Source organism: Pseudomonas sp. dw_612 (assembly GCF_018449725.1).
GTDB lineage: Bacteria > Pseudomonadota > Gammaproteobacteria > Pseudomonadales > Pseudomonadaceae > Aquipseudomonas.
In genome coordinates, this window is the sequence record NZ_JAAVVC010000007.1 from 252,763 (window position 1) to 278,396 (window position 25,634).

The window sequence follows — 25,634 nt, forward strand, 5'->3', positions numbered from 1 at the left end:
TTTTTTATGCGCTAACCGAAAATCACTCTTCGATATTGCCCATTGCAGTGGTGTTGAAACCACCGTCTACGTACATGATTTCGCCGCTGATGCCGGACGCCAGGTCCGAGCACAGGAAGGCGCCGGCGTTGCCGACTTCGTCGATGGTGACGTTACGACGCAGCGGGGTTTGCGCTTCGTTGGCGGCCAGCATTTTGCGGAAGTTCTTGATACCGGAAGCGGCGAGGGTGCGGATCGGGCCAGCCGATACGGCGTTGACGCGGGTGCCTTCCGGGCCCAGGGAGCCGGCCAGGTAACGCACGCCTGCTTCCAGGGAAGCCTTGGCCATGCCCATCACGTTGTAGTTCGGCATGGTGCGCTCGGCGCCCAGGTACGACAGGGTCAGCAGGCTGCCATTGCGGCCTTTCATCATTTCGCGGCCAGCCTTGGCCAAGGCCACGAAGCTGTAGGCGCTGATGTCGTGAGCGATGCGGAAACCTTCACGGGTGGTGGCTTCGGTGAAGTCGCCGTCCAGTTGGTCGCCCGGGGCGAAGCCGACGGAGTGAACGATCACGTCCAGACCATCCCACTTCTTGCTCAGTTCTTCGAAGACCTTGGCGATTTCTTCATCGCTGGCCACATCGCACGGGAAGCACAGCTCAGGGCTCGAGCCCCAGCCTTGTGCGAATTCTTCGACACGACCTTTCAGTTTGTCGTTCTGATAAGTGAAGGCAAGCTCAGCGCCCTCGCGATGCATGGCGGCGGCGATGCCGGATGCGATGGACAGCTTGCTGGCGACACCGACGATCAGTACGCGCTTACCGGCGAGAAAACCCATGTGTTGCTCCTCTCTTTCAGGTTATTGCGCAGTGGCTGGTGCCAGGAAAGCGGCTTCCAGCAACTGCTGTGTATACGGATGTTGGGGGGCGGCAAAGATACTTTGCGCGTCTCCCTGTTCGACCACTTGACCATGCTTGACCACCATCAACTGGTGGCTCAGCGCTTTGACGACAGCCAGGTCATGGCTGATAAACAGATACGTCAGGTTGTACTTGGTTTGCAGTGACCGCAACAGCTCCACCACTTGGCGTTGCACTGTCCGGTCGAGGGCCGACGTCGGCTCGTCCAGCAGGATCAACGCCGGTTTTAGCACTAATGCCCGGGCAATGGCGATTCTCTGCCGTTGCCCGCCGGAAAATTCGTGGGGGTAGCGGTTCCGGCTTTCCGGGTCCAGGCCTACCTCCTTCAATGCCGCAATAATCGCTTGTTCCTGCTCCGCCTCGGTGCCCATCTTGTGGATCCGCAGGCCTTCGCCGACGATCTGGCTCACGCACATTCGCGGGCTCAGGCTGCCGAACGGGTCCTGGAACACCACCTGCATCTCCCGGCGCAACGGCCGAACTTCGTTCTGCGTCAGGCAGTCTAGCTGCTTGCCCTCGAAACGGATGCCACCTTTGCTGCCAATCAGCCGCAAAATCGCGAGGCCGAGGGTCGATTTGCCGGAACCGCTTTCGCCCACGATCCCGAGGGTCTGGCCCTGGGGCAGGCTGAAATTGATGCCGTCCACCGCTTTGATGTAATCCACCGTGGTTTTCAAGAAGCCTTTCTTGATCGGGAACCAGACTTTCAGGTCCTCGACCTGCAGCAATGGCGGGCCAATAACGTTGGTCGCCGGCTTGCCGCTGGGCTCCGCTGCCAGCAGTTCCCGAGTGTACGGATGCTGCGGCGCGCGGAACAACTCTTCGCACGATGCCTGTTCGACGATGCAACCGCGCTGCATGACACATACGCGATGCGCAATTCTTCGCACAAGGTTCAAATCGTGACTGATCAGTAACAACGCCATGCCCAGGCGGGCCTGTAATTCCTTGAGCAATTCGAGGATTTTCAGCTGAACGGTCACGTCCAAAGCGGTGGTCGGTTCGTCGGCAATCAGCAGTTCCGGCTCATTGGCCAGGGCCATGGCGATCATCACGCGCTGGCGTTGGCCCCCGGACAATTCATGGGGCAGGGCCTTGAGGCGCTTGTGCGGCTCGGGAATACCGACCATCTCCAGCAGCTCCAACGTGCGCTTGGTCGCGACTTTGCCGGTCAGGCCCTTGTGGATGCCCAGCACCTCGTTGATCTGCTTCTCGATCGAGTGCAGCGGGTTAAGCGAGGTCATCGGCTCCTGGAAAATCATCGCAATCCGGTTGCCACGGATATGGCGGATGGTTTTCTCTTTCAGGCTCAGCAAGTCTTGCCCCGAATACTCGATGGTGCCGGACGGGTGCCGGGCCAGCGGGTAGGGCAGCAGGCGCAGGATCGAGTGGGCGGTCACCGATTTGCCGGAGCCGCTTTCACCCACCAGGGCCAGGGTTTCGCCGCGCTTGATATCGAAGCTGACGCCTTCGACCACCCGCTGCACGCGCTCGCCCACGACAAATTCGACGGCGAGGTCGCGCACTTCGATCAGATTGTCCTGATTCATTTCACTTCCTCGGGTCGAAGGCATCGCGAGCGGACTCGCCGATAAACACCAGCAAACTCAACATCAGCGCCAGCACGGCAAACGCGCTCATGCCCAGCCACGGCGCTTGCAGGTTGGATTTGCCCTGAGCCACCAGCTCACCCAGAGACGGGCTGCCCGCCGGCAGACCAAACCCGAGGAAATCCAGGGCGGTCAGGGTGCCGATGGCGCCGGTCAGGATGAACGGCATAAAGGTCATGGTCGAGACCATGGCGTTGGGCAAAATGTGGCGGAACATGATCGCGCCATTCTGCATCCCCAGCGCCCGGGCCGCGCGTACGTATTCGAGGTTACGCCCGCGCAGGAACTCGGCGCGCACCACGTCCACCAGGCTCATCCACGAGAACAGCAGCATGATCCCCAGCAGCCACCAGAAGTTCGGCTGCACGAAACTGGCGAGAATGATCAGCAGATACAACACTGGCAACCCGGACCATATCTCCAGGAAACGCTGCCCGGCCAGATCGACCCAGCCGCCATAGAAGCCCTGCAACGCCCCGGCAATCACGCCGATGATCGAGCTGAGAATGGTCAGCGTCAGGGCAAACAACACCGAAATCCGGAAGCCGTAGATGACCCGGGCCAGCACGTCACGGCCCTGATCGTCGGTGCCCAACAGATTGTCCGCCGAGGGAGGCGCCGGGGCCGGGACCTTCAGGTCGTAGTTGATGCTCTGGTAGCTGTAGGGAATTGGCGCCCACAGAATCCAGGCGTCCTTGGCTTTGAGCAGTTCGCGGATGTACGGGCTCTTGTAGTTGGCTTCCAGCGGAAATTCGCCGCCGAAGGTGGTTTCCGGGTAGCGCTTGAGCGCCGGGAAATACCAACCGTTGTCGTAGTGCACTACCAGCGGTTTGTCGTTGGCGATCAGTTCGGCGCCGAGGCTGGCGCCAAACAGGATCAAAAACAGCCACAGCGACCACCAGCCACGCTTGTTGGCCTTGAACAGTTCGAAGCGGCGGCGATTGAGGGGGGACAGGCTCATCTCAATGCTCCCGGTGTTCGAAGTCGATGCGCGGATCGACCAGGGTGTAGGTGAGGTCGCCGATCAGTTTCACCACCAGCCCCAATAACGTGAAGATAAACAGCGTGCCGAACACCACCGGGTAATCACGGTTAATCGCCGCTTCAAAACTCATCAGGCCCAATCCGTCGAGGGAGAAAATCACTTCCACCAGCAGCGAGCCGGTAAAGAAGATCCCGATAAACGCCGACGGGAACCCGGCGATCACCAGCAGCATGGCGTTGCGGAACACATGGCCGTAGAGCACGCGGTGATTGGTCAGGCCCTTGGCTTTGGCGGTGACCACGTACTGTTTGTTGATTTCATCGAGGAAGCTGTTTTTGGTCAGCAGGGTCATGGTCGCGAAGTTGCCGATCACCAGCGCCGTCACCGGCAAGGCCAGGTGCCAGAAGTAATCGAGGACTTTACCGCCCATGCTCAGCTCGGCGAAGTTGTTCGAGGTCAGGCCCCGTAGCGGGAACCAGTCGAAATAGCTGCCGCCGGCAAACAGCACGATCAGCAGGATGGCGAACAGGAACGCCGGGATCGCGTAGCCGACGATGATCAGCGAACTGGTCCAGACGTCGAAGTGACTGCCGTGCCGCGTGGCCTTGGCGATCCCCAGCGGGATCGACACCAGGTACATGATCAGCGTGCTCCACAGCCCGAGGGAGATCGACACCGGCATCTTTTCCTTGATCAGGTCGATGACCTTGGCGTCGCGGAAAAAGCTGTCGCCGAAATCCAGGGTCGCGTAGTTCTTGACCATGATCCACAAGCGTTCCGGCGCCGATTTATCGAAGCCGTACATGTGCTCGATTTCCTTGACCAGCGCCGGGTCCAGGCCCTGGGCACCGCGATACGCCGAGCCGGCCACCGACACTTCGGCACCGCCGCCGGCAATGCGGCTGGTGGCGCCTTCGAAGCCTTCGAGCTTGGCGATCATCTGTTCCACCGGGCCACCGGGGGCGGCCTGGATGATCACGAAGTTGATCAGCAAGATGCCGAACAAGGTCGGGATGATCAGCAGCAGTCGCCGAAAAATATACGCCAGCATCTGATTACTCCGTGCCCACAGGGTCGGCTTGCAGTTTGGTTTCGACTTCTACCGCCGGTTTCGCGTCAGGCTTGATCCACCAGGTGGCAATGCCGACGTCGTACTTGGGTGAAATTTTTGGATGGCCGATGTGGTTCCAATACGCCACGCGCCAGGTCTTGATGTGCCAGTTGGGGATCACGTAATAGCCCCATTGCAGCACGCGGTCCAGCGCCCGGGCGTGGGCCACCAGGCTTTTGCGCGATTCGGCGTTGATCAGGCCTTCGACCAATTGGTCCACCACCGGGTCTTTCAGGCCCATGGAGTTGCGACTGCCGGGTTTGTCGGCGGCGGCGGACATCCAGAACTCGCGCTGTTCGTTGCCCGGCGAGTTGGACTGCGGGAAGCTGCCGACGATCATGTCGAAGTCCCGGGAGCGCACGCGGTTGATGTACTGCGAAACGTCGACCCGGCGAATCACCAGGTCGATCCCGAGGTCGCTGAGGTTGCGCTTGAACGGCAGCAGCACCCGTTCGAATTCGGTTTGGGCCAGCAGGAACTCGATGGTCACCGGTTTGCCGGTGGCGTCGACCATTTTGTCGTCGACGATCTTCCAGCCAGCCTCTTGCAACAGTTGATAGGCCTTGCGTTGCTGGGTGCGGATCATGCCGCTGGCGTCGGTCGTCGGGTTCTGGAACGCCTCGCTGAACACCTGGGCCGGGAGCTGGCTGCGGAACGGGTCGAGGATCGCCAGTTGATCGGCGTCCGGCAGGCCGGTGGCGGCCATTTCCGAATTTTCGAAATAACTGCGGGTACGCGCATAGGCGCCGTTGAACAGTTGCTTGTTGGTCCACTCGAAGTCCAGCAGCAGCGTCAGGGCCTGGCGCACGCGGATGTCCTGGAACACCGGGCGGCGCAGGTTGAACACGAAACCTTGCATACCGGTCGGGTTTCCGTTGGGGATCTGTTCCTTGATCAACCGGCCTTCGGTCACCGCCGGGATGTTGTAGGCGTTGGCCCAGTTCTTCGCGGTCATCTCCAGCCAGTAATCGAACTGCCCGGCCTTGAGCGCTTCCAGGGCCACGGTGTTGTCGCGGTAATAATCAGTGGTCATCACGTCGAAGTTGTAGAAACCACGGTTGGCCGGCAGGTCCTTGCCCCAGTAATCCTTGACCCGTTCGTAACGCACCGAGCGTCCGGCCTTCACTTCGCTGACCTTGTAAGGGCCGCTGCCCAGCGGGATTTCCAGGTTGCCTTTGTTGAAGTCGCGGGTGGCCCACCAGTGTTTCGGCAGCACCGGCAACTGGCCGAGGATCAGCGGCAGTTCGCGGTTGTTGCTGTGCTTGAACTTGAACAACACCGTCAGCGGGTCTTCGGCGACCACGTCGGCGACATCGCTGTAGTAGCCGCGATAGAGCGGGGCGCCGTCCTTGATCAGGGTCTGGAAGCTGAACACCACGTCTTCGGCGCGCACCGGGTGGCCGTCGTGGAAACGTGCTTCGGGGCGCAGGTAGAAGCGCACCCAGCTGTTGTCCGGGGCTTTCTCGATCTTGCCGGCGATCAGGCCGTATTCGGTAAACGGTTCATCCAGTCCCTGTTTGGCCAGGGTGTCGTAAATCATTCCGACGTCATCGGCCGGCACGCCTTTGCTGATGAACGGGTTGAGGCTGTCGAAGCCGCCGAAACCGGCCTGGCGGAAGATCCCGCCCTTGGGCGCGTCCGGGTTGACGTAGTCGAAGTGCTTGAAGTCGGCCGGGTATTTCGGCGGCTCGTTGTACAGGGTCAAGGCATGTTGCGGGGCGGCGCAGGCCAGCCCGGCGAACAACAGACCGCTGGCCTGCAGAAGCAGGGCGCGTACGGGTTTCATTGATCTTTCTCCGAAGACTTCAGCCACCACGCGCTCAGGCCCAAGGTGTAGGGCGGCGTGGTGACAAAGGCGAACCGGTTGCGGTAGGCCAGGCGATGGTAATTGAGGTACCAGTTGGGAATGATGTAGTGCTGCCACAGCAGCACCCGGTCGAGGGCTTTGCCGGCGGCAACTTGTTCGTCGCGGGTCTGGGCGGCGAGCAATTGTTCGAGCAAGTGATCGACCACCGGGTTGGCGATACCGGCGTAGTTTTTGCTGCCCTTGACCCCGACCTGGCTGGAATGGAAGTACTGCCATTGCTCCAGGCCCGGGCTGAGGGTCTGGTTGAGGGTCATCAGGATCATGTCGAAATCGAACTGATCCAGGCGTTGTTTGTACTGGGCGCGATCCACCGTGCGCAGCCGTGCGTCAATGCCAATGCTGGCGAGGTTCTCGACGTAGGGCTGGAGGATGCGCTCCAGGTTCGGATTGACCAGCAGGATCTCGAAACGCAGCGGTTGGCCGTTGGCGTTCTGCACCCGTTGGCCAATGAGCTTCCAGCCGGCCTCGTTGAGCAGGCCCAGGGCCTTGCGCAAAGTTTCCCGGGGGATGCCGCGCCCTTCGGTCTGCGGCAGACTGAAGGGCTCGGTGAAGAGCTTGGCGGGCAACTGCTCGCGATACGGCTTGAGCATCAGCCATTCATGACCGACGGGCAGCCCGGTGGCGGCGAATTCACTGTTGGGGTAGTAGCTCATGGTGCGCTTGTAGGCGCCGCTGAACAGCGTGCGGTTGGTCCACTCGAAATCGAACATCAGCCCCAGTGCTTCGCGCACCTTGGCCTCGGCAAAGGTCGGGCGCCGGGTGTTCATGAACAGGCCCTGGCTCTGGGTCGGGATCTGATGCGGGATCTGCGCCTTGATCACATCACCGCGCCGCACCGCCGGGAAGTTGTAGCCGTTGTCCCAGTTCTTTGCCTGGTGCTCGATGTAGATGTCGAACTCGCCAGCCTTGAAGGCTTCGAAGGCCACGTCGCTGTCGCGGTAGAACTCGACTTCCATGCGATCGAAGTTGTATTTGCCGCGATTGACCGCCAGGTCCTTGCCCCAGTAGTCCTTGACCCGTTCGAAGATCAGTTGTCGCCCCGGTTGCACCGAGGTGATGCGATACGGTCCACTGCCCAGCGGCGGTTCGAAAGTGGTGGCCTTGAAGTCGCGACCTTTCCAGTAATGCTGGGGCAGCACCGGCATCTCGCCCAGGCGCAGGATCAGCAGCGGATTGCCGGCGCGCTTGAACACAAAACGGATGCGTTGCGGATTCAGGATGTCGACCCGCAGCACTTCCTGGAGCGCGGTGCGGTACTGCGGATGGCCTTCCTTGAGCAGCAAACGGTAGGAAAACGCCACGTCGTAGGCGGTGATCGGCGTGCCGTCATGGAACCGCGCTTCGGGGCGCAGGTTGAACACCACCCAACTGCGGTCCTCGCTGTATTCCACTGTTTGAGCGATCAGGCCATAACTTGAGGTCGGCTCGTCGCCGGACGGCGCGTACTGGCCGGTGCCGACCATCAGCGGTTCGTTGAGCTCGTTGATGCCGTATTGCAGGAAATTCGCCGTGGTCACCGGGCTGGTGCCCTTGAAGGTGTACGGATTGAGCGTATCGAAGGTACCAAACGCCATCACCCGCAACGTACCGCCCTTGGGCGCTTGCGGGTTGACCCAGTCGAAGTGGGTAAATCTGGCCGGGTACTTGAGCGTGCCGAACTGCGCATAACCATGGCTTTCGCTGATCGTCGCGCTTGCGGGAGAGCTCAAGGCCAGGCTGATCAGGAGAAGGAGGAGGGGACGCTTCAAGTCAGAGATCCGATCCAGGCGGCTTGGGCTTTGTGGGCCGTACAGTAACAGCTTGTATCGACAGGAAAAAGACAGGGCGTTAATGCGCTGTTAATTGCGGGGCGGACTGCTTGTAGCAGCAGCCGAACCTGCGAGTCTGCATTCGGCTCATGTAGCAGCTGCCGAGGTACGAGGCCGCGTTCGACTGCGAAGCAGTCGTGAAATCAGCCGACGCGGTGTTTCAGGAAGACCGAGTGCTCAGGTTTTACGACTGCTTCGCAGCCGAACGCAGCCTCGTACCTCGGCAGCTGCTACACGAGCCGAACGCAGGAGCTGCAAAAGGCGCGGGGAAAAAAAGCCCCTGAATTTCAGGGGCTCTTTGTTAGCGTGGCGAAGACACCGTCAGCATTTGCCCGGGCTTCAGCGCCTGGCCAACCCGCGGATTCCAGCGCTTGAGGTGCTGCATCTCAACGTTGAAACGTTTGGCAACCATATACAGCGAGTCACCTTGCTGGACCTTGTAGGTCTGCTGGGTCTTGGCGACAGTCTTGCCGGTGTCCTTGCCCTTCGACTTGCCATTCGCGGCAACGACGGTGTTGATGCGGCCGGCGCTGCGCTTGGCAGGTGTTTTGTCCTGCATCACCAAGGTCTGGCCGACCTTGAGGTTCTTGCCGGTCATCTTGTTCCAGCGTTGCAGATCCTTGACATCGACCTTGTTGGCCTTGGCGATGGTGGCGAGGTTGTCGCCACGTTTCACCCGGTAGGCGCGCTTGAGTCTGGCGATTTCGTTGTCGTCGGCGCCTTCGAACACGGGTTTCAGTGGACGTGAGCTGATCAGCTCCTCGGGACGCATGGTCGACAGGCTGGCGGTCAGCAGTTGCGCCTTGGACGTCGGCACCAGCAAATGCTGGGGGCCGTCGATGGTGGTGCGCTGCTTGAAGGCCGGGTTGAGCTGGAACAGTTCGTCCTCGTCGATGTTGGCCACCGCGGCAACCTTGGACAGGTCCATGCGCTGGTTGATTTCGACGACCTGGAAGTACGGTTCGTTGGCGATCGGGTTGAGGTTCACGCCGTAGGCTTCCGGCGCCAGCACCACTTGCGACAGGGCCAGCAACTTCGGCACGTAGGCCTGGGTTTCGGCCGGCAGCGGCAGGTTCCAGTAATCGGTTGGCAGGCCGAGCTTCTCGTTGCGCTCGATGGCGCGGCTGACCGTGCCTTCGCCGGCGTTGTAGGCCGCGAGGGCCAGCAACCAGTCACCGTTGAACATGTCGTGCAGGCGGGTCAGGTAATCCATGGCCGCGGTGGTCGAGGCGGTGATATCGCGACGGCCATCATAGAAGCGGGTTTGACGCAGGTTGAAGTAACGCCCGGTGGAAGGGATGAATTGCCAAAGACCCACCGCGTCGGCACGGGAATAGGCCATCGGGTTGTAGGCGCTTTCAATCACTGGCAGCAGCGCCAGTTCCAGCGGCATGTTGCGTTCTTCAAGGCGTTCGACGATGTAGTGAATGTACAGGCTGCCGCGTTCGCCGGCATTTTCGAGGAAGGACGGGTTACTGGCGAACCACAGTCGTTGCTGCTCGATACGCGGGTTGACGCCCAGGTTGTCCTGCAGCTGGAAGCCCTGGCGCATGCGCTCCCAGACGTCCTGAGGTACTTGCGGTGTTGGTTTTTCGCTGAGCCAGATGGGTTTCTGCTTGGCTCGCGCGGCAATATTCGGAGTGTGTGTCGCTTCGGTCTGCGGCACATGGCTTGAACAGCCCGCCAAAGTGGCGGACACAGCCACCGCAATGGCTTGAGCCAAGCGGGTCAATGCGTCTGAATTGATGGCTTTACGAATAGATGACGACATTGGCTGGAAGTGAGTTCCGGGCAAAAATGTCGGGGGATTCTAGAAAGCGTACCCCCCGCGGTCAACCATTCAGAATTTTTGTACCAATGGGTAGCCAGCTTAGAACTTATCTTTCCAAGCCCGCAAGGCAGCAAAGACCGCACTCGGACCCCGGTTTTGGGTTCCATTCCGTTCGTCCACTTTTTCTTTAACGGATGTTTCGTCGACCCGCAAAAACGGGTTGGTCAGCTTTTCAAGCGCCAGCGTAGAGGGCAGCGTCATAATTCCGGCTTCACGTTGAGCGGCGACTTTTTCCAGACGTGCGGCAGTGTCCGGATTGCCTGGTTCGACCGCTGCGGCAAACTTCAGGTTGCTGAGCGTGTATTCGTGGGTGCAATAGACCAGCGTGTCTTCAGGCAACGATGCCAGGCGCGTCAGCGAGGTGTGCATCTGCTCCGGGGTGCCTTCGAACAATCGTCCGCAACCGGCGGCGAACAGGGTGTCGCCGCAGAACAGCAGGCCATGGTGATAAAAGGCAATATGCCCCAGCGTGTGGCCAGGGACGGCGTAGACATCGAAGTCCCAGTCGAGCACGTTGATGCGGTCGTTGTCCTTGAGCGCCACATCCCGCGCCGGGATGGTTTCGCTGGCCGGGCCATAGACTTTCGCGTCTGTCGCTTTTTTCAGCTGCTCGACGCCGCCGACGTGGTCATGATGATGGTGAGTGATCAGAATATCGCTGAGCACCCAGCCCGGATGCGCCGCCAGCCAGGCCTGGACCGGCGCGGCGTCGCCTGGATCGACCACGGCGCAGCGTTGGGTGCGGTGGTCTTGTAACAACCAGATGTAGTTGTCGGTGAAGGCGGGCAGGGCACTGATCTGTATCATCGTCGGATTCGCCAAGCGGAAAACAATGGCGCATCTTAGAACTTCCTGGCGCTTTGGAGAATGCAATGACCGATAAAGCGTTCGCTCAGGCCGATCCTGAGTGGCTGACATTGATCAGCGCCGCCCGTGAGTGGTTGTCCGGCCCGATCGGGCAATTTCTGCTGGACGAAGAACGGCGCATGCTCGAAGACGAGTTGGGCCGGTTCTTCGGCGGCTACCTGGTGCACTACGGTCCATCGGCCGAAACACCGCCGTCGGCGCCGCAAGTGCAGCGCAACGTGCGACTTGGTGCGCCATTGCCCGGGGTCGAGATCGTCTGCGAAGAGCAGGCCTGGCCCCTGAGCGAGCACGCCGCCGACGTGGTGGTGTTGCAACACGGGCTGGATTTCTGCCTGTCGCCCCACGGTCTGTTGCGCGAAGCGGCAAGCAGCGTGCGGCCCGGCGGGCATTTGCTGATCGTCGGCATCAATCCCTGGAGCACGTGGGGCCTGCGGCATGTATTCGCCCACGATGCCCTGCGCAAGGCCCGTTGCATTTCGCCGTCGCGGGTCGGTGACTGGCTGAACCTGCTGGGCTTCGCGCTGGAGAAACGCCGCTTCGGGTGCTATCGTCCGCCGCTTGCGTCGCCCAAATGGCAGAGCCGCCTGGCGGGTTGGGAGCGCAAGGCCGGTGACTGGCAACTCTCGGGCGGCGGCTTCTATTTATTGGTGGCGCGCAAGATCGTGGTCGGCCTGCGCCCCGTGCGTCAGGAACGACGCGAGCCAATGGGCAAGCTGATTCCGTTGCCGATGGCCAAGGTCAATCGCCGCCGTATCGAGCCGTAAACACTCTTTATTTTCCCGGCCGGGTTTGCCTGGCCTCGGGCATCGTCGATCCTGGATCGGCGAGCCACCGCATTTTCTGGATAGATTGGCATGAGCGATAGCGTAGAACTGTTCACTGATGGCGCCTGCAAAGGCAACCCCGGCCCCGGCGGCTGGGGCGCACTGCTGGTGTGCAAGGGCGTCGAGAAGGAACTGTGGGGCGGCGAAGCCAACACCACCAACAACCGCATGGAGCTGATGGGCGCAATCAAGGGCCTGGAAGAACTCAAGCGTTCCTGCGACGTGCTGCTGGTGACTGACTCCCAGTACGTGATGAAAGGCATCAACGAGTGGATGGCCAACTGGAAGAAACGTGGCTGGAAGACGGCGGCGAAAGAGCCGGTTAAAAATGCCGACCTGTGGAAGTTGCTGGACGAACAGGTCAATCGCCACACCGTGACCTGGAAATGGGTGCGTGGGCACATCGGCCACCATGGCAACGAACGGGCTGACCAGTTGGCTAATCGGGGCGTGGATGAAGTGCGCGGGTACAAGCAGGACTAACGACGAGCACCCTGTAGGAGCTGCCGCAGGCTGCGATCTTTTGATCTTGATCTTCGGCAGACTCAGAAATCAAAAGCAAGATCAAAAGATTGCAGCCTGCGGCAGTTCCTACAAAGTTCGCGGTGGGCGAGCCGACGCGAGAGCATGTTAAGATCGCCGCTTTTGCACGATTGACCCGTTGAGAGCTGAGCACTGATGGCCACCAGATCCGTTGCCTTGTTCTGGTTACTTGTCAACCCTGTAAACCGAGTCTGTAACACAGTGTGGCGGCGTTAAAGTACTGTAGTGCGGGGATTTAGTAGCCGGATTGCATGATTCTGATGGTTGAGTTTCATCCATGATGAGCCAGAAATGTAAACCATGAGCTTTTTTCTGCTTCCATCGTTTACATTTTAAGTTGGGCATGTAGAAACTCCGATAGCATCTCTCTTCCTGCCCGCTATCACTCAACTTCTGTTTACAAAAATTCCTATGCAAATCATAGGCAATACACAGTAAAACATCCTGTGATGCAAACCCATCAAGCTCGTTAACTATTCCGATCCTGGGGGAGTTTTCATCTGGGCTGCCCAGACAAAACCTCTGTATGGACTGTCTTGCCACCTAGGATTTTCTCACCGTTCGCCAGGCCCGTCTCTACGGCTTAACCGCTCGACAACCGAGCAGGTGAAAAGACGTCGGGCTGGAACCCAGCTTTGCTGAGCTTTTCCAGCGGGGCACCCTCCAAAAGACCACGGCTGCCCATGCAGAGAGCGCAGGGGAGGTCAGGACTGCTCGGCGAGCCAGCAGCAGATCCGACCGTGATCATCAGTGGCGCACCGTCAGTGTACCGGCCTCGCAGCGCCTGTGTCCGGTGCAGGCGTATGAGCAGTGGTTGATACTCAGTCAATTGCAGGCAGGCCCGGTGTTTTGCGGCATTGATCGCTGGGGACGTCTCGCCCCGAGTGCTATGCATCCAAACAGCGTGTCGCGGGTGTTATGCCGGGCACTTACGCGCGGGAGCGCTTCAGCTGTATTCGTTACGCCTGGGGTTTTGCCACCTGGGCACGCGCAATCAATGGAGCCCCAAGGCCTTGATGGACTATGTCGGCTGGCGGGATGTGCACACGGCCATGCGCTACGTGGAGGCCGATGCGCCGTTTGGTGACTGGCGGCGTGACCCGGATGAGTCAAAATGACTGTGCTACGGAAGATTTCGTACTGCGCTACGCCTACGTTATTACAGCTGTACGAACTGTCCAGTTCACCCTTGAAACGGGCTATTGAACAGGTTTGAGAAAACTAGGATTCTCAAACCTCATTGCCGTTTTCGGGCTGAAACGTTCGATGCGCGGTACGCCAAGGCTAAACAGAGCTGATTTGCAGCTGCTCAGCGCCAGCGCTCTTGAGCGTCGGCGATAAGCCTCACGATGCAGGTCAGTATTGGCCTTGATCTGCGGGACTCAGCAGCGGAGGAGAGCAGGTAGTTGTTCCTTTGCTGTACTGTCTAGAATTACTGACGTAAAGTGCATATTTGCCGTTTAATGTCTAGGAATATAGACGCTATGCAACTTCGCGTTCAATCGGATCAAGTCCTCGCTGCCGCCGTCGGGGCACGCCTGCAATCGCTGCGGTTGAAGAAGAACATCAGCCTCGAGGCGGTGGCCGAGAACGCGGCGATCAGCCGTCAGACGTTGCACCTATTGCTCAATCAGGGCAAAGGCACCTTGATCAACCTGATCGCCGTTCTGCGCGCAATCGGCGAGTTGGAGCGTCTGAGTTCACTGTTGGAAGACGTACGGCCCAGTCCACTGCAAATCATACGTATGGAGGGCAAAAAGCGCCGGCGCGCAACCGGGCGACGCGGTGCCTCCGACGATGCTGAGGCGGCATGCTCAAGCAAAAATAAAAGCAGCGATTGGTGATTGCCTCATTTCTTACGACCGATGAGGTTCACCGTAACGCTGCAGCAGTTGCGTAAACAACGATGATCGATGAGGGCGTCCAATTAGTGGCGTTCCTGGCGAAGAGTGCGGCTACTAGCTCTGGAGCGTGAAAAGAATTCCGGCACACCGGGCGAAGGTAGTTAACTACGGAGCTAATGCTTCATTGTGCCATGGGTGAGTTATTGCGCAGCTCACACTGTGACTGTGGCTCTGCTGTGTCAGGTATGAGCAATAGCAATGTAGCGCTAACTGCTGATGCTGAGTACGAGTGACCGACCTAGATGAACCTACCCTTACGATACGTGCCATGGTTTTTCGATTGGCGTGAACTGGGCCGAAGTCTTCCACTGACTGCTTCTGGCCCAGAGCATGTAAAAACGGTTTTCAGCGCGATTGGTGTCCCAAGTAGAACTGTAAATCGCGTTTCTACGCAAAATCTAGGTCTGCCAACCAGCCGATAAATCTCAGATTTGGCATAGAAGCGCAGACTTCAATTTTGGCTCAGCGTTTTTACACACTCTGGGCGGAAAGCTGCCTATCGAGAACGGCATTAATCGGCTCATGACTGCCATCGTCTTGGTTCGCGTTGGCTTGTATCCATTGGTGCTCACATGCGCATTGTTGAGCGCCAGAATCGATATTTGCGGGCGGTTTATCACTGCTGTGTTTTTACTGATAGCGAGCGAGGTGTCCCACAGCTGGCGAAGAAGCTATGAGCCAAAAGTTGCCTTGATGCAGTTCAATGCTGTTTTACTGCCCTTATCCGTAAAAGAATCTGCACCAGAATGAAAATTGCAATGGGTGCCATCGCAATGATCGCTGATCTTGGAGACAGCTCCATTCCCAGCAAATGCACCCCCGAATAAAGCAACTTCAACAGATTTAGAACGTAATAGGTGATGGCGATAATGGAGAGGCCTTCAACTGCTCGTTGAATCTTGATCTGTGCATCAGCTCGGGCATTCAGGCTTTTCAAGATTTCGGCGTTTTGCTCCTCCATCTCCACCTGGACGCGTGCCTGTAAGAGTTCACCCAGATTGGCCACGCTCTTCGCCAGTATGTCGAGCCGTTGTTCCGTAACGGCGCAGTATCTCACCGTTGGTTTGAAGCGGCGTTCGATGAATATGCCTAGACGCTGGCAATTACCAGCGCGGTTTTCCCGCAGTTCTGCCAAGCGTTCGAATACGAGCTGAGCGTACGCTTGTGTGGTGCTGAAGCGGTGGCGGTGTTTGGCTGCGAGGCTGACGACTTTTGCAGACAGCTCTGCAATTTCGGAAAGCAGGGCTTTTGTATTGTTTCTGTCAGGTGCGGCGTTTCGCTCCGACAGATCGGCCAGCGTTTTATCGAAAACGTTGAGCTGGGAACTCAGTTGCTTTGCCGCGGGCAGCGAAAGTGAGGCCATTATGCGATAGGTTTCAATCTCAAGCAGTCGGCGAATCATGCGCCCTTGGCGATAGGCGTTGAGGTGATTGTTGATGAATAGAAAACGGTTTTCACCGCATTCGCTCAACCGGAAATCGCTCCAGACTGCTGCATCGCCACCTCCTATGGATGATCCGCACGGATCCTTGAATCCGTACTCCGAGTGATCTCCCGTCCAGGAATTATTGTTGCGAACCACTATTTGCACGCTGTTGATCAAGAGTTGAATGTAGGGGGTGATTTTTACCGCTAGGGCACCAGGCAAGGAATTCCAGTGCGGACTATCTGTTGGCGCGGTGACGACGTAAGTGAGGGTAAAGAACTCGGCATGTCGTTCCCATTTCAGCCAATGCCCATCAAGTGTGGTGATGCCTTGGGGGATTTCACCACTGACCGGTTCATCATAGAGACTGTTGAGAAGCCACTGTCGCTCGCTGTCGCTGCCCATGGAGGCCATTTGAAAAACATAGGCCGGCTCGCTGAAATACAGGGAAGGGCGGGCGTGCAGTTCGTTATGAAGCGAATGTCGTAGCGGGTGCATGGTGCTTATGCCTTGAACGCTGAGTCTTTGCCGCAGGTAACGATTCCCACGACAAAGTGAGTCAGGGCATCCGTCAGTTTTTGTTCCGGGACTTGTGTGCTCTGCCAGAGGGATTGTCCGTAAAGCATCCCAATGACGGCCTCTGTGATTAGTCCGGTGCGGTCGCTGATGCAGCCATTTTCTCCGCGTTCAGCGGCGATGATTGCTCTCAATAGGGCGACATAGTTGCTTTTGAGTAGGTTGATTTCCTGCTGCTGCTCATAGGTCAAATTGACGAATTCACGTGTCACCAGTAGGAGTCGGTGCTTTTCTGCCAAGTTGAAAGCCACGAACGCATGCACAAAGCGGTGGAGGCGATCACGGTGAGTCCTGGCTCCACGCATACGACGTTTGGTATCGGCCAGCAGGTCAGACACTGCGCCTTCGATCAATTCGAACAACAAACACTGCTTGTTCTCGATATGCGCGTAAAGCGAGCCTGCATGCAGCCCCAGTTGCCCTGCAAGGTCGCGCAGACCTATCGCTTGATAACCGCGCGTCGCGAAGAGTTCCAGCGCCACATCAAGCAGACGGTCTCGGGCACTGCTGGGTACGGATTTTGAGTAGATAGTAGCCGCAGGCATGGTGCTGTCCTGTGTTCTTGAACTGGGTACTTGCCGACCATTGTCGGACAAATTGGTTTGACCAAATGTAAGACAACAGGCATCTTACGTAAAGACTAATCGCGGAGGTGTTTTATGGATGGGCAAACGGTCGTAATCGTCGGCGGTGCTTCGGGTTTGGGGCTGGAAACCGCAAAGCTAATGCGTAAACGCGGGGCCGCGAAAATCGGCATCATCGATAGAAACGAACAGTTGATGGCCGTCGCGGCAGAGGTGCTTCGTGCCGATGGTTGCGAAGTTGCCACTGCGGTTGGCGATATCTCTCGGCAGGAATCCGCCCATGGCGCTTTCCAGCAAATCGTCGATGCGCTGGGGCGTGTGCATTGCCTAGTCAACAGCGCTGCGATCTACCCACGAAAGGATATTTTCGAGATTACCGACGAGGAATGGGATCTGGAAAACGCGGTGAACATTAAAGGGACTTACCACATGATGGTCGCTGCGGTGAAGCACATGCAGGCCTACGTGGCTGCACCTGCCGTGACTGGCCGTATCGTTAATGTGACTTCGGTAGACGCTTTCAAAGCTCACCCGCAGAACGCCCACTACGCCGCGACTAAAGCGGCCGTTGTCAGTCTGACCAAATCCTTTGCTCAAGCCTGTGCCAAGGATCAGATTCTGGTTAATTCGGTGGCGCCCGCAGGTTTTGCCACCGAGCGCGCAAAGCAGTTGGGCTTCCTCGGTGAGCTGGCTGCGGCCAACCCGCTGGGCCGTGCTGCCGAGCCCGCCGAGATTGCCGAGTGGATTGTCATGATGGGTAGCAGTCGCAACAGCTATGCCACCGGTGAGAACGTGATCGTCAGCGGAGGCTACATCTATGCCTGATTCAGTTTCGGTACCGGAAATCTATTGCTGGGCTTTGGTCACTGGCGCCACCAGCGGTATCGGCAAGGCCGTTGTCCTGGCGTTGCGCGATGCCGGTTTGCAGGTGATTGCGGTCGGTCGCAGCCCCGAGGCATTAGCTGAATTGCGCTTTGAGCCAGGTGTGACAGTGGTCGAGGCCGATGTGCGACAAGTCGATGCGTTCACCGAAATCCTGGCGCGCTATCCGGTGGATGTGCTGGTCAATAACGCCGGGGTGTTGTCCACCCGATCCCCGTTCCAGGAGATGGCCCCGGCGGAAATCGACAACATGTTCGACATCAACCTGAAGGCGCCTTTGCACTTGGCGCGCAAGGTGCTGCCAGGAATGATCGAGCGTGGCCGGGGTCATCTATTCTTTATTGGTTCCAGTGCTGGTCGTTCGCCGCATCCAGGGGCGGCCGTGTACGGCGCATCCAAGGCTGGCATCAGTCTGTTTTGTGATGCGTTGCGCTGCGACTTGCTCGGCAGCGGGGTGCGCGTGACGGAAATTGCCCCTGGGCGGGTCCAGACGCAACTCTACAAAACCACCATGGGCATGCAGGCCGCGGGTGCTGAATTGTACGAAGGCTATGAGTCGATCATGCCGGAAGACATTGCGACGTTGCTGCTGGCGGCGTTGAGCCTGCCTCAGCAAGTTGATGTGTCGCGCCTGGAGGTTTTCCCGACCGCTCAAGCGGTGGGCGGGGCGCGCATGGTCAAGACCAAGGGTTGATGGTCCGGGCCGGGATCTCATCGATCTCGGTCGACACTTTCAGAGTGTCTGAAGCAGCCGAAGACTGGGTGGCAATGCTTGACTACATGTAAGACAACATATAACTTACATATTAGGCGGGCTTGATTGCCTCTTGTCATGAAATCAGGAATTTCAGGGGATACGACGATGACTGCTACTTCATGCCGGGTCGGCGTGGACATAGGTGGGACCTTTACCGATATCGCGCTGGATGCAGGCGGGGTATTGCATTCAACCAAAATTCTTACCGACTATGAGCTGCCAGAGCGCGCCATTCTCACCGGTGTGAAAAGTGTCATCGATGCCGCCGGGCTGAAGCTGTCCGACATTGACCAACTGATCCATGGCACGACCCTGGCCACCAACGCACTGATCGAGCGGCGTGGGGCCAAGACGGCATTCATTACCACCGAAGGTTTTCGTGACACGCTGGAAATGCGCACGGAAAACCGCTTCGAACAGTACGACATCAACATCACCTTGCCGCCGCCGCTCATTGAACGCGAACACCGCTACACCTTGCGTGAGCGTCTGGATGTGCACGGTGATGTGCTGATCGCACCTGAACAGTCCGATATCGATGCGCTGGTCGAGCGAGTGGCCGAAGGCAACTACGAGAGCATCGCGGTCGGCCTGATTCACAGTTACGTCAATGGTGCCCACGAACGCCTGTTGCGCGATGCCTTGCAACGTCGCTTGCCGAAGGTATCCGTGTCGATTTCCAGTGAAGTCTCTCCGCAGATGCGCGAGTTCGAACGCTTCAATACCGTCTGTGCCAATGCTTACGTCAAGCCGCTGATCAAGTCCTATCTGGATCGTCTGGTGGTGACGCTCAAGCAATCCGGCGCCGATTGCCCGGTCTTCATGATCCACTCCGGTGGCGGAATTATCTCGGTGCAGAGCGCCGCAGAGTTTCCCGTGCGGCTGGTCGAATCCGGCCCGGCCGGTGGTGCGATTTTCGCAGCCGACATAGCACGCAAATACTCACTGGATTCTGTGGTGTCCTTCGACATGGGCGGTACCACGGCGAAGATCTGCCTGATCGAAAACCAGGTGCCAAAGACCGCCAAGACCTTTGAAGTGGCGCGTACCTATCGCTTCAAGAAGGGTAGCGGGATGCCCATCTCGATCCCGGTGGTGGAAATGGTCGAGATCGGTGCCGGTGGCGGCTCGATTGCCAGCATCGACAGCATGCGCCAGATCCGGGTCGGCCCACACAGCGCAGGCTCCGAACCGGGTCCGGCCTGCTACGGTCGTGGCGGCCTGGAGCCGACCATCACCGATGCCAACCTGTTACTCGGTCGCCTCGATCCGGACAATTTCGCCGGCGGCGCGATGCGCCTGTCCATCGACAACGCCGCCTCGGCCACCGCACGAGTCATCGGTACGCAATTGAACATGGAAGCGGTCACCGCGGCTTACGGCGTGTGTGAAGTGGTCGATGAAAACATGGCTAACGCCGGGCGTGTGCACGCAGTTGAAAGCGGCAAGGACATCGCCGAATACACCATGATCACCTTCGGTGGCGGTGGTCCGCTGCACGCTGCGCGTCTGTGCGAAAAAATGGGTGTGTCGCGCTTCCTCGTACCAGCCGGTGCTGGCGTCGGATCGGCTATCGGTTTCCTGCGCGCTCCCTTCGGCTACGAGGCAGTCCGCAGTGCCTTTGTGCGTCTCTCTGAATTCGATGCGCCACAGGTCAATGGCCTGATTGATGACATGAAGTCCGAGTCCATCGGCTTCCTGCGCCAGGGTATGCCCGAAGGCGAGCCTGAGCTGGAATGCACGGCGTTCATGCGTTATGTCGGCCAGGGTTGGGAGATTCCGGTTTCCCTGCCGTTCAAACCATTCAGCAACAGCGATACCGAACAGTTCAAGGCGCTGTTCGAAGCGGCCTACATCCAGTTTTTCGGTCGCCCGATCGAAGGTCCGGATGTCGAGATCGTCAGTTGGTCGGTTAAAGCCAGTTCGCCTTTACTGCCGGTGCAGCCAATCCAGCAGATCGGCGCCTCGCATCGTGCTAACGAGGTTTCGCGTCGAGAGGTTTTCGACGTCGTCAGCGGTGGTTTTGTCGATGCCGGCATCTTCCAGCGTGAGGAGTTGCAACCGGGTGCTCATGTTGATGGCCCGGCCATCATCGCCGAGCGCGAAACGTCGACCTTCGTGTCGTCCTCCTTCACCGCCACGGTCCAGCCTGACGGCTGCCTGTTGGTTGTTCGACGCTAAGCGTCACTTGCATAGAAGGCGATTTCCCCATGAGCGATACCTTGATCGATATTCAAATGCAGGTGATGTGGAATCGCCTGATTTCGGTGGTTGAAGAACAGGCCCTGACGCTGATCCGCACCGCGTTCTCGACCAGTGTGCGTGAAGCCGGCGACTTGTCCGCCGGCGTCTTCGACCGTGCTGGCAACATGCTTGCCCAGGCTGTTACGGGGACCCCGGGACACGTCAACACCATGGCCGAGGCGGTGGTGCATTTCATCAACGACATTGGCCAAGACAACATCTTCGAAGGCGATGTCTACGTGACCAACGACCCGTGGAAGGGTACGGGCCATCTGCACGACATCACCATCGTTTCGCCCTCGTTCTACAAGGGCAATTTGATCGGTTACTTCGCCAGTACTGCCCATGTGGTCGACATCGGCGGCCGTGGCTTCGGCCCGGATGCCCGGGAAGTCTACGAGGAAGGCCTGTTAATTCCGATCATGAAGTTGTTCGAGCGTGGCAAGGTCAATCGCGACTTGATCAACATTCTGCGCAACAACGTGCGTGAGGATGATCGGGTGGTGGGTGATTTCTACGCGCTGTCAGCCTGCAATGAAACCGGCCACAAGCGCCTGCTGAGCATGCTCGAAGAGTTCCGCCTGGAAAACCTGGAGCACATCGGCAATTTCATTCTGGAGCACAGTCGCCGTGCGACGCTGGAGTGCTTCAAGTCGCTGCCGCATGGCACCTACCAGAACAGCATGACCCTGGACGGGTACGACGTTCCAGTGACCCTGTCGGTAACCCTGACGGTCGGCCCGGACGGCATCTTGACCGATTTCAACGGCACCTCCGGTGTGAGCCAATTTGGTATCAACGTGCCGTTGGGTTATGCCAAGGCTTACGCCTGCTATGGCCTCAAGTGCATCGTCGCTCCCGAGATCCCGAACAACTCCGCGTCCCTGGCGCCGTTCGATGTCGTGGCGCCCGAAGGTTGCATTCTGAATGCCAAGCATCCGGCACCGGTATCGGTACGTCATGTGCTCGGTCATTTCGTTCCTGACCTGGTGCTGGGGGCGTTGCACAAATGCCTGCACGGCCAGGTTCCGGCCGAGGGCGCAAGTGCGCTGTGGAACCTGCATCTGAGTGTCCGTCCTTTGGAAAGCAATCCGGATGGGCGAAATGCCGAGATGCTGATGTTCAACAGTGGTGGCATGGGCGCGCGCGCGGCAAAGGATGGTTTGAGTGCCACGGCGTTCCCGAGCGGCGTGCACACCATGCCGGTCGAGGCCACCGAACATGCAGGGCCGGTCATTGTCTGGCGTAAGGAACTGCGCAATGGCTCCGGCGGCGCCGGTCAGTTGCGCGGTGGTTTGGGGCAGGAGATCGAAGTGTCCGCTGCCGAGGGTTACTCGTTCCGCTTCAGCGCGATGTTTGACCGCATTCTTTATCCGGCTCGTGGCCTTGAAGGCGGTAAGGAGGGTGCCAAGGGGTATGTCGGTCTGGACGACGGCACGCTGTTGCGGGGCAAGGGCCAGCAGTTCGTGCCTTCGGATCGACGTCTGATTCTCAGCTTGCCTGGCGGTGGTGGTTACGGCGACCCGCGTCAGCGCCCTCGCGAAGAGGTCGAGCGCGACCTGCGCTTTGGCTACATCAGTGCCGAGCAAGCGCGTGACGATTATGGCTATGAAGCCGGGCAGGGGGCCAAGTGATGGAATTTCAAAGTTCACGGGTCAGAACAGTCAAGAGTTCGCCAAGTATGGCGGTGTCTGTCCTGGCCAAAAAAATGCTCGCTCAAGGCGAGCCGGTCATTAACCTCAGCCTGGGCGAGCCGGACTTCAACACCCCGGCCCATGTCATCGAAGCGGCCTACCAGGCCATGCTTGACGGCAACAACCACTACACCGCTCCCAACGGTTACGAGGTGTTGCGTCAGGCCATCGTCGACAAGTTCGCTCGCGAAAACGCGCTGAACTACGGTCTGGACGAAATCTGTGTGGCCAACGGTGCCAAACAGCTATTGTTCAATGCCTTTCTGGCAACGCTGGAGCCGGGCGATGAGGTCATCACGCCGGCTCCTTATTGGGTGTCCTACACCGATATGGTGTTGCTCAACGGTGGTGTGCCGAAGGTCATTCCCTGCGGTTCCGAGTGTGGGTTCAAACTCGATGCTGCACGGCTTGAAGCGGCCATTACGCCGAAGACGCGCTGGCTGATGCTCAACTCGCCGAACAATCCCTGTGGCGCGATTTACACCCGGGAAGAATTCGCGGCATTGGGTGTCGTGTTGCAGAAGTATCCGCGGGTCCTGGTGATCTCCGATGAGATCTACGAGCACATCATTCTCGGCAACAAGCCCTTCGTCCCATTCGTGACGGCGTGCCCCGAGATGCGTGAACGCACCCTGCTGATCAACGGGGTGTCCAAGGCCTACGCCATGACGGGCTATCGCCTGGGGTATGCCGCGGGTCCAAAAGAACTGATCGTCGCGATGAACAAAACCCAGTCGCAGACCACGACATGTCCCTCGGCCATCTCACAGTTGGCAGCTGCGGCAGCCTTGAACGGTCCGCAAGACTTCGTGCGCGACGCCAACCGTGAGTATCAGGCTCGAGGCGCAATGGTCGTCGAAGGCCTTGCCGCAATCGATGGACTGGAATTGCAGATGCCGGAAGGGGCGTTCTATGCCTTCCCGAAATGCTCGGCATTTATCGGCAGGCTTACGCCCGATGGGCAGGTGATCGAGAGCGATACCGACCTGGCCAACTATTTGCTGCGGGTCGGCAAGGTCGCAACGGTTCCGGGTTCTGCGTTTGGTCTTGAGCCCTACATCCGCCTGTCATTCGCAACGTCCCGGCAACAGCTTGAGCAGGCCATCGTGCAGATGCGCGATGCGCTGGCCCTGTTGGTTTAAGCGTTGCAGTCACTGACTAATTTGAGATTGATCTGATGAGCAAGCCTTTCAAACGACTGTTAATTACTGGCGCTGCCGGCCGCTTGGGCAAAGTTTTGCGTGAGCACCTGCGGGATCTCGCCGATGAGCTGCGCCTGACCGATATCGCTGACATGGGCACGGCTGCACCGCACGAGCAGCTGGTGTGCTGCGACCTGGGCAACCTGGCCGATGTGCTGCCGCTCGCCGAGGGCGTTGACGCGATCATTCATGCGGGGGGTATACCGCTGGAAAACACCTTTGCCGCGATCCTCAATGGCAATATCGTGGGTACCTACAACATCTACGAAGCCGCGCGTCAGCATGGTGTGAAGCGAGTGGTTTATACCAGTTCCAATCATGCCATTGGCTTCTACGACCGAACCGAAACCATCGACTCTACTGTTGCGCATCGTCCCGACAGTCTGTACGGCGTGAGCAAATGCTTTGCCGAGGATCTGGGGCGCTACTACTGGGACAAGTTCGGCGTCGAGTCCGTGAATCTGCGCATTGGTTCCTCGTTCGAAGAACCGTTGGATCGCCGCATGCTGGCGACCTGGTTGTCGTTCGCCGACTTTGCTCAACTGGTGGAGCGCTCGCTGACCGCGCCGCGCGTTGCGCACATGATTGTCTACGGCATGTCGGCCAACCGTGAATCGCTGTGGGACAACCGCACCGCCTCGTCGATTGGCTACATGCCACAGGACAGTGCCGATGATTATCGCGAAAAAATCGAAGCGAAATTCCCGCCTCTGGACCCCAATGAGCCTGCCGCGCGCTACCACGGTGGCAATTTTGCCGGAGCCGGCCATTTCGAAGATCCGAAGTAACGTTTCCCTATCGAATTCTTAGAGGTCCCGAACCATGGCTTCGACAGCTACAAAGCAACACTACGACGTAGTGATCGTGGGCGGCGCGGTGAACGGCAGTGCTACGGCTTATTTCCTGGCCAACAACCCCGACTTCACTGGGTCAGTGCTGGTCATCGAGCGTGACTGGACCTATGCGCAGTCGGCCACCGCGCTCTCCAGCAGCTCGATTCGCGTGCAGTTTTCCAACCCGATCAACATTCAGATCTCTCGGTTTGGTGCGCAGTTTATCCGGGATTTTCCGCAACTGATGGAGGTCAATGGGGACAAACCTGACCTCGCCTTCAAGGAAAACGGCTATCTGTTCCTGGCCGACCGGAAGGGTTTCGACGTACTCAAGCGTCTGCACCAGACACAACTGGATAATGGCGCCGATGTGACCCTCATGGATACTGAAGCACTGATCAAGCGTTTCCCCTGGGTCAATCCCGACAGCCTGGCTGGCGGAACTTATGGCGAGAAGGATGAAGGTTGGTTCGACAACTACGGCATCATGAACGGCTTTCGCAAGAAAGCGCGCTCGATGGGTGTCGAGTACATCGAGAACGAGGTGGTTGAAGTCTTGCGCAAGGGCGATCTGGTCACGGGCGTGACCTTGGCCAGTGGCGAGCGCATCACCTGTGAATACTTGGTCAATACCGCCGGCACCCGCGGCCCCGCAGTGGCAAAAATGGCTGGCCTGCAGATTCCGGTCGAGTCGCGTCGACGTTCGTTGTTCGTTTTCGACTGTCACACACCACTGCAAGGTGTGGTCCCGCTGACTATCGATCCGACTGGCGTGTTTTTTCGTCCGGAAGGTCATCTGTACCTCGGCGGCACTTATCCCAAAGTCGATCCGGAAGTCGATTTCGATGACTTCGAGGTCATGCACGATGAATTCGACGAAGAGGTCTGGCCGATCCTCGCTGAGCGTGTCCCTGCGTTTGAGGCGATTAAGGTCGTCAACTCCTGGGCTGGGCACTACGACTTCTGCGTGCTGGATCACAACGCAATCGTCGGGCCGCACAATGAGGTGCGCAACTTCCTCTTCTGTAATGGCTTCAGCGGTCATGGCCTGCAGCAGGCGCCCGCGATTGGTCGCGGCCTGAGTGAACTGATCACTTACGGCGAATACCGCAGCCTGGATCTGAGCGCGTTGTCTTACGATCGCGTGGTGGAAAACCGTCCCTTTTTGGAAGACTCGGTCATCTGAC

The 25,634-nt window shown here is 58.6% G+C and carries 20 protein-coding genes; 10 read left to right on the plus strand and 10 right to left on the minus strand.

The window, feature by feature from the left end:
* Nucleotides 1–22: 22 nt before the first annotated feature.
* From fabI to gloB, 8 genes are all read right to left on the minus strand, one after another.
* Nucleotides 23–817, minus strand: a complete 795-nt coding sequence (fabI, locus tag HB680_RS14035) for an enoyl-ACP reductase FabI (protein WP_054047522.1) — start codon at nt 815–817, stop codon at nt 23–25.
* 21 nt (nt 818–838) lie between these two features.
* Nucleotides 839–2,449, minus strand: a complete 1,611-nt coding sequence (locus HB680_RS14040; protein WP_213939220.1) for an ABC transporter ATP-binding protein — start codon at nt 2,447–2,449, stop codon at nt 839–841.
* A 1-nt stretch (nt 2,450) separates the two neighbouring features.
* A complete protein-coding gene (locus HB680_RS14045; RefSeq protein WP_123514451.1) occupies nt 2,451–3,470 on the minus strand; it encodes an ABC transporter permease in 1,020 nt (339 codons plus the stop codon).
* Between the two features lies 1 nt (nt 3,471).
* Nucleotides 3,472–4,545 carry a microcin C ABC transporter permease YejB gene (locus tag HB680_RS14050; protein ID WP_054047527.1) on the minus strand — a complete coding sequence of 358 codons (1,074 nt, stop codon included), beginning with the start codon at nt 4,543–4,545 and terminating at the stop codon, nt 3,472–3,474.
* 4 nt (nt 4,546–4,549) lie between these two features.
* Nucleotides 4,550–6,391: an extracellular solute-binding protein gene (locus tag HB680_RS14055; protein ID WP_213939221.1), complete on the minus strand. Its 1,842-nt coding sequence runs from the start codon at nt 6,389–6,391 to the stop codon at nt 4,550–4,552.
* Nucleotides 6,388–8,220, minus strand: coding sequence for an extracellular solute-binding protein (locus HB680_RS14060; RefSeq protein WP_213939222.1), 1,833 nt, complete (start codon nt 8,218–8,220; stop codon nt 6,388–6,390). The genes HB680_RS14055 and HB680_RS14060 overlap by 4 nt, the downstream gene beginning before the upstream one ends.
* 361 nt (nt 8,221–8,581) lie before the next feature.
* Nucleotides 8,582–10,051, minus strand: coding sequence for a transglycosylase SLT domain-containing protein (locus HB680_RS14065; RefSeq protein WP_213939223.1), 1,470 nt, complete (start codon nt 10,049–10,051; stop codon nt 8,582–8,584).
* A gap of 99 nt (nt 10,052–10,150) precedes the next feature.
* On the minus strand, nt 10,151–10,918 hold the full coding sequence (gene gloB, locus HB680_RS14070; RefSeq protein ID WP_213939274.1) for a hydroxyacylglutathione hydrolase: 768 nt from the start codon (nt 10,916–10,918) through the stop codon (nt 10,151–10,153).
* A 65-nt stretch (nt 10,919–10,983) separates the two neighbouring features.
* On the opposite strand from gloB, the gene HB680_RS14075 reads away from it, so the two are divergent.
* The 3 genes from HB680_RS14075 to HB680_RS14085 all read left to right on the plus strand — a co-directional run bounded on the left by HB680_RS14075 (nt 10,984) and on the right by HB680_RS14085 (nt 14,189).
* Nucleotides 10,984–11,742, plus strand: coding sequence for a methyltransferase domain-containing protein (locus HB680_RS14075; protein WP_213939224.1), 759 nt, complete (start codon nt 10,984–10,986; stop codon nt 11,740–11,742).
* Nucleotides 11,743–11,832: 90 nt separating this feature from the next.
* A complete protein-coding gene (rnhA, locus tag HB680_RS14080; protein WP_054047533.1) occupies nt 11,833–12,285 on the plus strand; it encodes a ribonuclease HI in 453 nt (150 codons plus the stop codon).
* 1,544 nt (nt 12,286–13,829) lie between these two features.
* Entirely contained in the window at nt 13,830–14,189 is a 360-nt protein-coding gene (locus tag HB680_RS14085) for a helix-turn-helix transcriptional regulator (RefSeq protein WP_213939225.1), read from the plus strand.
* A 760-nt stretch (nt 14,190–14,949) separates the two neighbouring features.
* Here HB680_RS14085 and HB680_RS14090 read toward each other — a convergent pair.
* Together HB680_RS14090 and HB680_RS14095 are read right to left on the minus strand one after the other, a co-directional pair.
* Nucleotides 14,950–16,173, minus strand: coding sequence for a DUF3422 domain-containing protein (locus tag HB680_RS14090; RefSeq protein ID WP_213939226.1), 1,224 nt, complete (start codon nt 16,171–16,173; stop codon nt 14,950–14,952).
* Nucleotides 16,174–16,178: 5 nt separating this feature from the next.
* Complete coding sequence (locus HB680_RS14095; protein ID WP_213939227.1) at nt 16,179–16,796, minus strand: TetR/AcrR family transcriptional regulator; 618 nt, start codon at nt 16,794–16,796, stop codon at nt 16,179–16,181.
* Between the two features lie 114 nt (nt 16,797–16,910).
* Between HB680_RS14095 and HB680_RS14100 the strand changes: the two genes are divergently transcribed.
* The 7 genes from HB680_RS14100 to HB680_RS14130 all read left to right on the plus strand — a co-directional run bounded on the left by HB680_RS14100 (nt 16,911) and on the right by HB680_RS14130 (nt 25,633).
* On the plus strand, nt 16,911–17,660 hold the full coding sequence (locus tag HB680_RS14100) for an SDR family oxidoreductase (protein WP_213939228.1): 750 nt from the start codon (nt 16,911–16,913) through the stop codon (nt 17,658–17,660).
* Nucleotides 17,653–18,411 (plus strand): SDR family oxidoreductase, encoded by a 759-nt coding sequence (locus HB680_RS14105; RefSeq protein WP_213939229.1) that lies wholly within the window; start codon nt 17,653–17,655, stop codon nt 18,409–18,411. The genes HB680_RS14100 and HB680_RS14105 overlap by 8 nt, the downstream gene beginning before the upstream one ends.
* Nucleotides 18,412–18,579: 168 nt before the next feature.
* A complete protein-coding gene (locus HB680_RS14110) occupies nt 18,580–20,655 on the plus strand; it encodes a hydantoinase/oxoprolinase family protein (protein ID WP_213939230.1) in 2,076 nt (691 codons plus the stop codon).
* A gap of 29 nt (nt 20,656–20,684) precedes the next feature.
* Nucleotides 20,685–22,352 (plus strand): hydantoinase B/oxoprolinase family protein, encoded by a 1,668-nt coding sequence (locus tag HB680_RS14115; RefSeq protein ID WP_213939231.1) that lies wholly within the window; start codon nt 20,685–20,687, stop codon nt 22,350–22,352.
* Entirely contained in the window at nt 22,352–23,554 is a 1,203-nt protein-coding gene (locus HB680_RS14120; RefSeq protein ID WP_213939232.1) for a pyridoxal phosphate-dependent aminotransferase, read from the plus strand. The genes HB680_RS14115 and HB680_RS14120 overlap by 1 nt, the downstream gene beginning before the upstream one ends.
* Nucleotides 23,555–23,589: 35 nt before the next feature.
* Nucleotides 23,590–24,402 carry an NAD(P)-dependent oxidoreductase gene (locus HB680_RS14125; protein WP_213939233.1) on the plus strand — a complete coding sequence of 271 codons (813 nt, stop codon included), beginning with the start codon at nt 23,590–23,592 and terminating at the stop codon, nt 24,400–24,402.
* A gap of 34 nt (nt 24,403–24,436) precedes the next feature.
* Entirely contained in the window at nt 24,437–25,633 is a 1,197-nt protein-coding gene (locus HB680_RS14130) for an FAD-binding oxidoreductase (RefSeq protein WP_213939234.1), read from the plus strand.
* Nucleotide 25,634: the final 1 nt, after the last annotated feature.